Below are 13,116 nucleotides of genomic sequence, written 5' to 3' on the forward strand. Positions count from 1 at the left end.
GCTCCGGAGCTGTGTAAAACTCACTGTTTCTATACTATCCAATCCGGTGTCATCATTAAAAACCTACCCCTGAAAGGAGTGGGGGAGCGGGGGAGAGGGGAGAAAGGGAGAAAGGGAGAGGGGGAGAGGGGGAGAGGGGGAGAAGTTTGAAAACTTGCAACAACCCGATAAAAACTAGAGGGCTTCAACATCTAACATATACTCACCCAATTGAATAGAAATGAGGGATTATGTAAGTAGTAGGACACAATTAATTACACAAAACTATGGGCTACAAGCCTTGTCTAGCAAAGAATCAGTGTGTAATTAATTCTGTCCATTTACTTAACTGCAATCTACCTGAAAATTCAAACAGCTTGCTGTTTACTGCACACCTCTAATCTCCCACTCTCTCCCTCTCCCCCTCTCCCCCTCTCCCCACTCCCCATTCCCTACTCCGCCCCCACTCCCCACTCCCTTTTTTCAACCAATGTTCCGCCCAAAAAGCTCAATTCAAAAAAAGTCTGCCCTCCCGCTGCGCGTTGTGCTTACAGTCCCCAACGCTCTCCTAATTTCAACCTTACTAGCTCTAACGGGATGGCTTTCTTTTCAAACAGGGCGGCAGACAATGAATGACTTAGTTGCACAGCTATTGGGAGAAGCAACGAGCCGCATCTGGGACCGCCTTGATAACTACTTAAAAGAAGGGGTTGGGAAAGGAGAAGGGACTTACAATCAAATTCCAACTGGTTCGGTAAACCAACTTTCCCCAAGTCAAACAGCCAAAGTCACAATCAAACCAAATGGGAAAAGAAATGGGTCAGACTCTCCAAAAACAATATTCCGTCAACAAAAAACAAATCCTGCTTTTCCCACCCCAACCTCAACATTCAACTTGCACGATTTCCACATCAGCCCTAACTGTCAAGCCTTTATCTTAGACCGTTCGGGACGTTTAGTTGCTTGGAACGAGGTAACTGAACCAAAACCGTCTATTTCGGTTGACCACCATCCGCGAGTTCGCACCAAAGCTCTGCAACAAAAAGTAATCCAGCTTTCAACAGAGTATTTGCTTAAACATTATGGCAGCCTGGCTGCTATTAACAGCAGCCAAAATCTTAACTTTACTGCCAGCAACTCACTATACTGGCTGCAAGTCAGACCTTTTGAAAACTCGAAAGGCTTAAACTGGCTAATTGTGGCAGTTGTACCCGAAACCGACTTCACGAGCAAAGTTCAGGCTAACACCCGCAACACTATTTTGCTCGTGCTGCTGGCTTTGGTTCTTTCTATCTGCCTTTTGCTGTCCATTTCCCTAAGAATAGAACAGCGGCTGCTGCGGTTAATTTCGGCAACAGAGGCGATAGCTGGTGGCGACTTCGACTCAACAGTTTCAGGTAGCGGTGTTGCCGAACTCGAAGCCCTAGCCTGTGCTTTCGAGCGCATGAATTGCCAGTTAAAAGCATCTCGCCAGCGGTTAGAAGAATATTCTGGCGATTTAAAGTGGCAAGTTGCACAGAAAACAAAGGAACTAAAACAAGCTAAAATTGCAGCCGAAAGTGCCAATCGCGCTAAAAGTACCTTTCTGGCGAACATGAGCCACGAATTGAGAACGCCTCTCAATGCTATTATCGGCTTTGCCCACCTTCTTGTCCGCTCCAAACAAACTGCCCCGGAACAGCAGCCGAGTTTAAATATTATCAATCGCAACGGCGAGCATTTGTTGAAACTAATCAACGATATTTTGTCGCTGTCCAAAATTGAAGCAGGTCAAATCACCCTCGAAGAAACTGCTGTTGACTTGTACAGTTTGCTCGATGACTTAAAACTTTTATTTCAGCTCAAAACTCAGTCGTCGGGCTTGCAACTTGTTTTTGAACGCAGTTCTGATGTGCCGCAATACATCCGAACTGATGAAAGCAAGCTGCGTCAAGTTTTGATTAACTTGTTAGGTAATGCTGTTAAATTTACTGAGGCGGGTAGGGTGAAGCTGACTGTAAAATGCCTTCAGCCACTGGCAAAAAAACCGTTACCCAAATTCTTTCTCCAGTTCTCAGTGAAGGATACAGGTCCTGGTATTGCGCCTGACGAGCTTAGCAGTTTGTTCAAGCCGTTCGTGCAAACAGCAACTGGCAGGAAATCACAAACGGGAACGGGCTTGGGATTGCCCATCAGCCGCTCTTTCGTCAAGCTGATGGGTGGCGATATCAAGGTCAAAAGTTCTGTGGGGAAAGGAACGGTTTTCAGTTTTTACATTAAAGTGAGTCGTGCAACACAGAGCGAAGTCCGTGACATCCAGCCTCAAAAACAAGTGAATGGACTGGCACCCAACCAACAAAATTATCGCATTCTGGTAGCGGACGATGAGTCTGCAAATCGGTTGCTACTAACTCAGATATTGAAGTCAGCCGGCTTTCTTTTGTGGTTTGCGGATAACGGAACTGAGGCTGTTAAATTGTGGCAAAAGTACAAGCCGGATTTAATTTGGATGGATTTGAAAATGCCGCTTTTAGACGGCTTTCAAGCTGCTCGAAAAATTCGTTCTCTGCCTGACGGCTCCAATACAAAAATTATTGCTTTGAGCGCTAATGCGTTTGTTGAAACCAAGAAACTCGCTTTGTCGAATGGCTTCGATGACTTTGTTGCCAAACCGTTCCGAGAAACAGTAATTTTTGAGAAGATGGCGCTTCATTTGGGAGTTCGCTATATCTATGAAGAGGAGTCGTCTAGGAAGTCCGAACAGGATGAGCCTGTTATGCAACTGACTTCTGAGTCGCTGTCTGTGTTGCCGAGGGAGTCGATTGAGAAGCTTTATAAAGCAGCAGCTTGTGGAGATGAGCAAGCGGTAAGGCTGTTGATTGAGCGAATTCCCCTGTCGCAGAAGTCTCTTGCTGCGGCTTTGACTAAATTAGTTGACAATATGAGCTTAGATATTATCAGCGATTTAACTCAACACTACCTTTGAACGAACCCCACCCAAATCCAAGATTATGAGTAGGGACTGCGCTGAACATCTCTAGTTCAATGATAACTGCGATAGTTCAATGATAACTGCGATCGCAGTTAGTTATCAGACGCGGTTCTCAAAGTTCTTTCAAAGATTAGTTTACAATAAGCCGCAGTCCACTAATATTGTTTAATCAACACGTTGAGTGAGCGTGCTTAAAAATAGATGAGCAAAATTATTGCGCTGTTCAACCAGTCAGGCGGTGTCTCCAAAACCAGTTTGACAATGAATTTAGGCTACCATTTAGCCAAGCGGAAGCAAAAAGTCTTGTTAGTAGATATGGACCCCCAAGCCTCGCTTACCGCCTTCATGGGCTTGGAGCCATCTGAGTTACAGGAGACTGTCTACGAGTCTATTATGAACGGTTCTGACGCGGCGCTCCGCAAAAACCTTCACAACATGGACTTGCTCCCTTCTAATATTAATTTGAGCGGAGCAGAGCTGGAACTGGTGGTGGCTGACATGAGAGATAGTCGGCTAAAAGAAGTCATTGACCCCCTTAGCTCGAACTATGACTTCATATTGATAGACTGCCCTCCTTCGCTAGGCATCCTATCCTATATCAGTCTAGTTGCCTCCACTCACGTCTTAATTCCGATTCAGACTGAATATAAAGCTCTCAAAGGAACAGAATTGCTGTTGCAAACCATTGCTCGCGTCAGGAAACGCGCTAATCGGAAATTGCAGATTGCCGGAGTGATTCCGACGCTGTACGATCCCCGTACTGTACAAGCTTTTCAAAGTTTGCAGTCAATTACTACTTCTCTGGAGAAGATTGGTGCGATTTACCCCGCCGTGCCTCGGACTGTCGCTTTCGCCGATGCGTCACAGCAACACGTACCTCTGGCTGCGTACAATCCAAAACATCCAGCCGTCGCTGTACTCGATACTATTGCACAAGGACTCTTAGCTCTGCGATGAATCAAAAGCGCGACAATCAGCCTTATCAAATCAAAGGGGTTGAGGCTCTATTAGGAACCAGCGACAGCGAAGATGCCGCATCCTCCCTAGTCTCCATAGACAAAATTGTCTTGCCCCAGCAGCAGCCACGCCGCTATTTCGATCCGATAGCCATGCAAGAACTGGTGGAGTCAGTCAAGCAGCTAGGAATTCTGCAACCGCTCCTGGTACGCCCAATAGATGGCAACAAGTACGAATTGGTGGCTGGAGAACGGCGCTATCGAGCCGCTTCGTCGTTAGGTTTGACTGAGATTCCTGTTGTGATTCGGGAACTGACAGACACAGAGGCTCTGCAAATTGCACTGCTGGAAAACTTGCAGCGGGAAGATTTGAATGCGATTGAGGAAACTGAGGGAATTCTGCAATTGCTGGCAATGAAATTGAACTCTACCTCCTCGTCAGTTATTGCTTTGCTCGGAGCAGCCGCGCACCCGGAACGAGCCGGTGTGGATAACGTTATCCACAGCTCGGAGTGGGAAATAGTAAGCGATATATTTGCACTCGTCGGGAAGTACACTCCAGAGAGTTTCCGAACCAATCGCCTCCCGTTGCTGAACCTGCCAGATGATGTGATTGGAGCGCTGCGGAAAGGACAGATTGAGTATACCAAAGCCAGGGCGATCGCCCGAGTTAAGGATAGCTCAGAGCGATCCCAATTGTTAGAAGAGGCGATCGCTCTCGACCTCTCTCTGACCCAAATCAAACAGCGCATTGCCGATTTAAAAGCCCAAAATACAGGGGAGGCGACTACACCGGATCGCTCGCTTAAAAGTCGCGTAGATGCAGCTTTGCAGCGAGTGAAAAAGTCTAAGGTTTGGGATGACCCCAAAAAGCAAAAGAAACTAGAGAAGCTGTTAGCTGAACTGGAAGCTTTGGTGGGTGAGGGATTGGAAAAATGAAGCGGATTTTAAAGTAAAACTACTTAAATTCACATTAATTTAAGCTGAGTGAAGTACCTACACTGTATCGGCAGGAGCAGTGTAGGCTTCTGTTTTAGAAAAACTTCAACTAAAACAGCAGGAGTCCCGCAGTCTAACGGTACTCCGTTGAGTGACGGGAGGAATGCGCGTGAGGCTTACCCACTGAACAAATTATCTATAAACGCAACAGAATTTCTTATTCAATACGTAATACAATCTTGTCATGAAACAAGTCCTGACAGTATCTTGCAAGCTCCAAGTAACGCCTGAGCAGTCCATCAAAATTGATGCAACCCTTCAGGCGTTCGCTAATGCTTGTGAATACGTGAATCAAACTGTGCCGCCAACTCTGACAAATGAATTGGCGATGCAATCTTTGGTATATAACAATATCAGAGATATGTTTGGACTTTCGGCGCAGTTGGCAATCCATGCTATTAGACGGGTTTCTGGCAACAGAAAAACAGCTAAAAAAGATGGGAAGCCAGTCATCCGCTTTGCTCCTACTAGCGTCACTTACGATACCCGTATCTTTTCTTTTAGGGAAAAAGATTGGACAGTAAGTTTGACTACTACTGGTGGTAGGGAACGGTTTGTACTGGCTATCGGAAACTACCAACTTGGATTGCTCAAAGGTCAAAACCCCAAAACTGCTACTTTGTGCAAACGCTCTTATGGTAGTTACTATCTTAATATTCAGCTTGAATCTCAGCCAGCCGAGCCTCCACCTTGCAATCAAGTTTTGGGTTGTGATTTTGGTCGGACTGATATTGCGGTCACTTCTGATGGAGATACATTTAGCGGCAAACAAATTACCAAAGTTAGAAACCATTATGCCAAGTTGAGAGCAAATATCCAGCGAAAAGCCACGAAAGGCACACGCAGCGCTCGGCGTAGATGTCGAGAATTGTTGAAACGGTTGTCGGGCAAGGAAAAGCGCTTTCAGACCTTGGTAAATCACACTATCAGTCACCGCATCGTAACCAAGGCTAAGAACAAAAATCAAGTTGTCGCTTTGGAAGATTTGACTGGAATTAGGGAGCGCACAAACCAGCAGCCACGCTCGAAAAAAGAGCGGAGACTTAGCAATAACTGGGCATTCTTTCAGTTGCGCCAATTCCTGATCTACAAAGCTATAAAGCATAGCGTAAAGATTTTGTTTGTTGAGCCTAGATACACTAGCCAAACGTGCCACAATTGCAATCATATTCACCCTGTACAGGGTGAATCTTATAGAAACGGCAAAAAGTTTGCTTGTGGTCATTGTGGATGGAAAGGTGATGCGGACTTAAACGGCAGTAAGAATATTGCTGCTATTGGGGCTTTCGTAAATAAGCCCGAAGGTTCGAGATTGTTTTGCAATGTGCAAGATCATTTCAGGGCTATTGAAAGCCCACACTGTACCTGTACTCAGGTCAGTGCTGGGTAATTTACATGTTCTCTGTCCTTATTCGGCTGTACCTCATATCGGTTGAAAGCAATTTCGGTTTTTCTCGCCTGAAAACAATTTCGGTTTTTCTCGCCTTAGATCCCGCAACTAATTCTGGATACAGACTTCAGTGGCGGGATCTAAGGCGTAATAGTTAAAAATCCGGCTTTGGGAAAAAATCTGTGCGACCTAAAAATAACGACAAAAAGCTAGTCTCATTAGTATGGTTTCTAGTCTCCCTGTTCATCTCTTCGTTTCTGAGTGCAGTTGGATTATTTCTCAGCCTCTGGGTCATCGTACCAGCGGCCACACTGTCCCTGTTTCCTTTGGCAGTGGGAGCGCCAGAAATTAGCCCTTGGCTTGTAGGTATTAATGCATCGCCCGAATGCTAACCATCTTCAGACGACAACAAGGCTGGCTCTGCAACACATCCCTGGTGTGTAGCCTGCTTGCCCTGATCCTCAGCCTAATCCCCCTGCGACAGTTCCCAGCAGCCAATACACGGATCGCGGCCAAAGTCCAAGCAGTTTTGGGGGCAGACTATTTGGCCACCCTTCCTCAAATTGAACAGGCACAACTACGCCCTCAACCGTTTATCCTAGCAGATGCCTTCCGGGGAATCCCCGTCCGGGAAGTTCGCATTCCTGAAGGCGTTGTAGTTGCTTTCCCCGGATGGAGTGAAACTGAAACTCAACCTTTACCGGCGGATGCAAATTGGTAGATATCCGGCGATCGTCATCCTCTACGGAGGAGCTTGGCAAAGAGGCAGTCCAAATAGCAATCAGGAATTTAGCCGCTACATGGCTGCGAGGGGCTATTGTGTAGTAGCAATTGATTACCGCCACGCTCCCCAGTATCGGTTTCCAGCTCAGTTGGAGGACGTAGAAACCGCTCTATCGTATATCAAAACCCATGCCGATGAGTGGGAAATTGATATTAACAGAATTGCTCTGATGGGAAGGTCAGCCGGTGCCCATTTAGCATCGCTTTATGCTTATCGTTCAACTACAGTTCCAGTTCGGGCAGTAGTGAATTACTACGGGCCAAATAACCTGCTTCGAGGATATTACGATCCCCCTTTTCCCGACCCCCTAAACGTCCGAGCCATTCTGCGTGACTTTCTGGGAGGAACCCCCGACCAATTAGGAGAGCTTTACCGTCAAGCTTCTCCCATCAATTATGTTAAACCCAACCTTCCCCCTTCTCTACTGGTTTATGCAGGCCGCGACCATATAGTTGGGGCCTAGTTTGGACGCTCTCTACGAACAATTACAAGCCACTGGAAACCGTGCGGTAATGGTCGAAATTCCTTGGGCTGAACACGCCTTTGATGCGGTTTTTAATGGTGTGAGCAATCAACTGGCTTTGTATTACACAGAACGCTTTTTGGCTCCTGCTCTGAAGTCTTCTAATTACCAACCAAAATAAAGAAAAATCCTCAAAAACGAGCCTGACAACCCGCTCGACTTTAGTCCAGGGATCAAAGGCAGCAGGAGAGTTTAAATTATGGCTGCGTAAATTTTTAGCAGGGAGCTGATACGTAAATGAACACGTAACAGCCGTGAGGCTCCGAAAGCTTTATGTCCCCAGCTTCAAGACGCAACAAGAGACGCCAACTCCTGCAACTGTACGGAAATCACTGCTACTGGTGCAACAAGTCCATGCAGAAATCAGAAAGAACCATCGAACACTTACTCCCGAAAAGTCGAGGCGGGTCTAACGCACTCTCCAACCTGCGTTTAGCCTGCTTCAGTTGCAATAATTCGCGTGGAAATAGCCTCGAACCTCCGGACGGCAAGAACTTACGCACACAAAGAGCTCAACCACATGAGAAAATAGCTTAGGATTTTCGCACGATCGCGAATTTTCATAGCTAATAAACAAACTAACTTGCTCCTCAAAAAAGTCGCATGGATGACCTAGATGGACGGTTAAGCGCTCTAATTGCAGAGGTGCGCCAACACTCAGCCCCAAGCAAAAAATGGCGAACAGCCATGAACAAGCTGTTATTGCAAATTCAACAACTACCAGGAGTCAAAAAATCAGCTCATCCAAATTATCCTGTTGCCCTCAACCTTACTTTAGAATGGGTTAGTCGCGAGATTGCTAATTTTGAGCCGCGATCACCTTCTGTTTCAAAAAGTTTTGTCAACTGGATCAACGGCTACCTGGGTTGGCGAATTAAAGATTTGTACTCTCCTGACAAAGATGCTCCAATTAGTTTAGATGCACCGATTGCGGTGGATGCTGGGGAAACAACTCGGCTCGAACTATTACCCGATTTTACGCTCAGCGGGTTGGATGGCATGATTGAAAGTGTTCAGAAAGAAACCACTCAGCGAATTGGTCTCGAACTCGAACATTACATAGAGCAAGATCCAGAAGGCAAGCTAAGAAATAGCTACCCTCGTTCTAAGCCGGAGTGCAACTGCCAATTCCTCAGCCTGAGAAGAGTGTTAAAAGAACCCCCGGACAAGTTTAAAGACTTAGCAAAAGAGTTAAACGTTAAGTACCCAACTCTGACTTCTCACTGGGATAGAAAATGTGAACCTTCGTTGCAAGAAATAGCCCGCACTCTAGGATATAAACAGGAATCACAACCATGAACATCGCAGAAATACCTCTGTTAACAGTACCGCTAGAGTTAAAAGCTCACGAATTGGCTCGACAGTTGGCAGCCGTTCAAAGTACAGTCCAAAAAGGAAAACGAGTTTACTTGAATGCACTGGCAGTTTACGCAGTTTACAGCTATTTAAAATGGCTGCAAATTGAAACAGATTTTAATTCTTCCGATAGCTTCAATCCAGCAAAAACAGTCCTTGCTAATGTCGCTGACTTGCTAATTACTGGCATTGGTTCCTTAGAATGCCGCCCAGTTTTACCTGGTGAAACAACCATCTTCTTACCCGAAGAAGTAATAGAGAATCGGATTGGATATGTAGGAGTACAGTTTAGCGATCGCCTTGACTCCGTGCAACTATTGGGATTTGCTCCAAGCTTAGATAGCTTAAATCCACCGCAACAACTCGCGGTAGCAGAACTGATGCCGATCGACGCTTTAATTGAACAGATTACTCGTTTAGAAGAAGCGATCGCCTTCTTAGAAACTGACGATCCAGTGGCGATACAGGTACGCTCCACGATCCAAACTCAATCGCAGAGCAATATTGTTGCCCAATTAGAGCGTATTTATCGAACTTGCGAAGAGTACGAGTGGCGGTACGCAGGGGGAGAGATGTTAGCTGGGAGTACCGCAGGAGGGGAATTTACTCGTGAAAGTGCCGATAGCGCCGACACTGATTTAGAAGATTTAGCCGAAGCACTGCTGGAGAAGTTAGCAGAAATATGGAGGGATGCTGCGTAATTTTGGAAGGGATAGCTGATGTGTATATGTAGTATCCCCTTCGTAACCTGTAAAGAATATGGCAAAAGGATTCGGCCCGAAGAAAGCTCCCCAAACGACAAAACGCCAGACAGCACAATGGGATTCCATCCAAGAGCAAACCCGGTTTCGTTTATTCTTTCAATTATTAGACGCTATTTCAGAGAGTCGCAGGAATTTCCAAACGGTTGACCAAAGGATAGTGCCAGAAATTAACGTCGTGCTTGAAGCTAATCAAGCTCAACTTGATGAACACTTTGTTAAGGTGTTGCGATATCACTCGTCTGCGATACTATCTGAAGCACCACCCGCAGGGAAAAAAGGAATCGCTGCTCGACTTATGATGTTAAGCTACTGCATCCATGAATTTAAAAAAGGAAATGAAGCCAATAATTTAGAGATTGCCATTGCAGGTTATGAAATTGCTGTCACCGTCTTAACCTACGAAGCTTTTCCAGAACAGTGGGCAGCTTGTCAAAACTCTCTCGGTAATGCTTATCACCGCCGTTTGAAGGGCGATCTCGCCGAAAATCTAGAACGATCGATCGCCTGCTGCCAAAATGCCCTACAAGTATTGACTCGCGAATCTCGTCCCATAATGTGGGCAGAAATTCAAAAGAATTTGGCTATTGCTTATGGCAACCGAATTCGCGGAGATCGGTTAGAGAATGCAGAATTAGCAAGAATCGCTTGTTGCACAGCAATGGAAGTTTACACCCGCGAAGCAATGCCTGAAGCATGGGCTCAACTTCAAAACAATTTAGGTCTTATTTATCGCGATCGCATTTGTGGCGACAAGGCGGATAACTTGGAACAAGCGATTGCTTGCTATCAAAATGCTCTGTTATTCCGCACCCGCGAAGAATTTCCCAAACTTTGGGCTATGACTCAAATGAATCTGGCATCTGCTTACCGCCACCGAATTCACGGCGATCGGGTAGAAAATATTGAAAAGGCGATCGCAGCTAACAAAGCAGCATTACAAGTTTATACTCAAGACGAGTTTCCCGCAGATTGGGCAGGAGTGCAAACTAATTTGGGTAACGCTTACGTGCATCGACGTAAGGGCGATCGAAATGATAATTTAGAAATGGCTATTGCCGCCCATCAATCTGCTTTAAAAGTCTTTAACCCGGATGAGTTTCCTAGAGAGTGGGCTATGGCTCAAATGAATCTGGGTAAATGTTACTTCATGGTTGAATCACACGAAAAAGCGATCGCATCTTATCAATCTGCTTTGAAAGTTTGCACGCCAACAGCTTTTCCATTTGAAGGCTTTAACGCTGGAGAAACCCTTGGAAAAATAGCATTTGTAATTAAAGATTGGCAGTTAGCCATTGAGGGATACGGTATCGCGATCGAAGCCGTAGAAACCAGCCGTACTTGGGCAACTTCTGAATTTCGCCGCCAAGAGATTTTGGAAGAGGCGATCGACATTTATGCAAACATCGTGCAAGCTTGCATCAATAATAAGCAGTTAGATAAAGCTGTTGAATACGTAGAGCGATCGCGCTCTAAACGCCTCGTAGACTTAATGGCAAGCAATGACCTCTATTCAAGTGCAGAAATTCCTGCTGAAATTCAACAGTATTTACAGGATTTTGAACAGCTACAGCAGCAAATTGACAAAGAACGAGGGCGCAATCAACCTAGCAACGACTTTGATAATAGCAAACTTGATAATAGCAAACTTGATAACAGTCGCGCAGCACTAGCAGCTTACAATCAAATAATAGCTGATCTGGAAGCTGAAAAACTCCTAATTTGGGAACAACTTCGTCGCTTAGATCCGGTGCTTGCGGGTCAAATTCGAGTCAATCCTCTCAAATTCCCATCCATCCAGAAGCTTATCGACAAACCCACCACTGCAATTATTAGCTTTTACACCACTGTTAGCGACACCTTTATCTTCGTCGTGCGGCAAAACGAGATTACCCTGCAAAGTTGCGCTGATTTAGGATTTGAGACTTTGCACGGATGGATTTTCCAAAATTGGTTAGGACAATATGTTGAAGATAACAATTCTTGGAAAGAAGAGTTCGTTGGGATGTTAACTGAACTGGCACAACAGTTAAATTTAAACGATCTAATCTTATGGCATTTAGACGGAATTTCGGAACTGATTATAGTTCCTCATTTTGCCCTTCACCAAATCCCCTTCGCTGCACTACCCATCGGAGACAACCGATATTTAGGAGACAAGTTTCTCATTCGTTACGCACCTAGTTGTCAAGTCTTAGAATTCTGCCAGCAGCGCCCTTCCCCCGGCAATAACCTAAACTGTGGCACTATTGAAGATGCGACGGGCGACTTGCCTTGTGCCAGCTTTGAAGGAGAGCAAATCGCAGTTTTTTATAGTATCCCAGACAATCGACGCTTAAAAGGTCGCCATCAAGCCACGGTTAGTAACTATCGAGAACTGGCGCAAACCGTCCAAATCCTCCACTCTAGCCACCACGCCCAGTCGCGCTTTGACAATCCCTTTGAATCGACATTAATTTTAGGAGATGGCTGCATTACTTTAGGTCAGCTAATGACTCCTGCATGGCGTCTCCCTCAGTTGTCGGATGTATTTCTTTCCTGCTGCGAAACAGGATTGGGATTGAGTGAAATTACTGGTGATATCCTCACTTTTTCAACTGCTTTTTTGTCGGCGGGAGCCAGAAGTGTTATCAGTACGCTTTGGGCTGTCGATGATTTAGCTACGGCGCTTTTCTCCATTTTTTACTATCAAGAGTGGCAGCAGGGAAAGAATCGCCCAGAGGCTATTAGACAAGCTCAAGTTAAGTTGCGAGAGCTTACGGGCAATACCTTAGCTGCTAGTTATAAACCCCAACTCACAGAACTTTTGAAACAGAAACGTGAAGAAACCCACACGCTCCGCAAAATATCCGAGGCAGAACGAAAAGCTTGCTCCTCCGGTTCCTCAGAATATCAGCAATGGGATGAAGAATACAAAAAGTATGATAAAATTGGCAAACAAATTTATCTATCTCTCAAAAATTTAGATAAATTTTGTCAAGAATTAAAGCCGTTCTCTCACCCTTTTTACTGGGCCGCTTTTACCTGCACTGGGATTCGGTAAAATAGACTATTAAAGAGGAATTTAGCCACATCTGAATAAACCAGTATAGCAGTTCGTTCGAGCATTAGTTAGGAAAGGAAAGTTCAACTAATTCCGCAGGAGCCTCACGTTTCACCGCAACGGGAGAGTGTGAGAGGAATGGGGGTAAAAGTTGGGGGTTCGATACCAGTTGCAGATTTGGGTTCGACTGCTTTAACAGTAGTGAGAGGAATGGGGATAAAAGTTGGGGGTTCGATACCCCCAACTTTTACAATTTCTTGGCTAGTATTCGCAGATAATCTCGCTCACCAATCATTTTGAGTCCTAAATACTGTATCGCAGTATTTCAACCATATTTCCTTGGACTAGGAGTGT

Annotated in this window: 11 protein-coding genes; all 11 read left to right on the top strand. The window is 45.4% G+C overall.

The genetic code is table 11. The features are described 5' to 3' along the window. Positions 1-607: 607 nt before the first annotated feature. The 11 genes from QUA16_RS23110 to QUA16_RS23160 all read left to right on the top strand — a co-directional run bounded on the left by QUA16_RS23110 (position 608) and on the right by QUA16_RS23160 (position 12,762). Complete coding sequence (locus QUA16_RS23110; protein WP_333106099.1) at positions 608-2,944, top strand: ATP-binding protein; 2,337 nt, start codon at positions 608-610, stop codon at positions 2,942-2,944. Positions 2,945-3,151: 207 nt separating this feature from the next. Then, the gene (locus QUA16_RS23115) at positions 3,152-3,907 is read left to right on the top strand and encodes a ParA family protein (protein WP_333106100.1); all 756 of its coding nucleotides are present in this window, start codon (positions 3,152-3,154) and stop codon (positions 3,905-3,907) included. Continuing rightward, entirely contained in the window at positions 3,904-4,845 is a 942-nt protein-coding gene (locus QUA16_RS23120) for a ParB/RepB/Spo0J family partition protein (protein ID WP_333106101.1), read from the top strand. Before QUA16_RS23115 ends, QUA16_RS23120 begins: the two co-directional genes overlap by 4 nt. Before the next feature lie 244 nt (positions 4,846-5,089). Then, entirely contained in the window at positions 5,090-6,295 is a 1,206-nt protein-coding gene (locus QUA16_RS23125; RefSeq protein WP_333106102.1) for a transposase, read from the top strand. Positions 6,296-6,680: 385 nt separating this feature from the next. After that, entirely contained in the window at positions 6,681-7,016 is a 336-nt protein-coding gene (locus tag QUA16_RS23130; RefSeq protein WP_333106104.1) for a hypothetical protein, read from the top strand. Further along, a complete protein-coding gene (locus tag QUA16_RS23135; RefSeq protein ID WP_333106105.1) occupies positions 6,973-7,542 on the top strand; it encodes an alpha/beta hydrolase in 570 nt (189 codons plus the stop codon). Before QUA16_RS23130 ends, QUA16_RS23135 begins: the two co-directional genes overlap by 44 nt. Then, a complete protein-coding gene (locus tag QUA16_RS23140) occupies positions 7,532-7,723 on the top strand; it encodes a hypothetical protein (protein ID WP_333106106.1) in 192 nt (63 codons plus the stop codon). The genes QUA16_RS23135 and QUA16_RS23140 overlap by 11 nt, the downstream gene beginning before the upstream one ends. 152 nt (positions 7,724-7,875) lie before the next feature. Then, a complete protein-coding gene (locus QUA16_RS23145; protein WP_333106107.1) occupies positions 7,876-8,139 on the top strand; it encodes an HNH endonuclease in 264 nt (87 codons plus the stop codon). A gap of 150 nt (positions 8,140-8,289) precedes the next feature. Next, a complete protein-coding gene (locus tag QUA16_RS23150) occupies positions 8,290-8,901 on the top strand; it encodes a hypothetical protein (RefSeq protein ID WP_333181347.1) in 612 nt (203 codons plus the stop codon). Continuing rightward, positions 8,898-9,659 (top strand): DUF1822 family protein, encoded by a 762-nt coding sequence (locus tag QUA16_RS23155; RefSeq protein WP_333106109.1) that lies wholly within the window; start codon positions 8,898-8,900, stop codon positions 9,657-9,659. The genes QUA16_RS23150 and QUA16_RS23155 overlap by 4 nt, the downstream gene beginning before the upstream one ends. 58 nt (positions 9,660-9,717) lie before the next feature. Then, positions 9,718-12,762 (top strand): CHAT domain-containing protein, encoded by a 3,045-nt coding sequence (locus QUA16_RS23160; protein WP_333106111.1) that lies wholly within the window; start codon positions 9,718-9,720, stop codon positions 12,760-12,762. Positions 12,763-13,116: the final 354 nt, after the last annotated feature.

This window comes from Microcoleus sp. S13_C3 (assembly GCF_036700905.1).
GTDB lineage: Bacteria > Cyanobacteriota > Cyanobacteriia > Cyanobacteriales > Microcoleaceae > Microcoleus.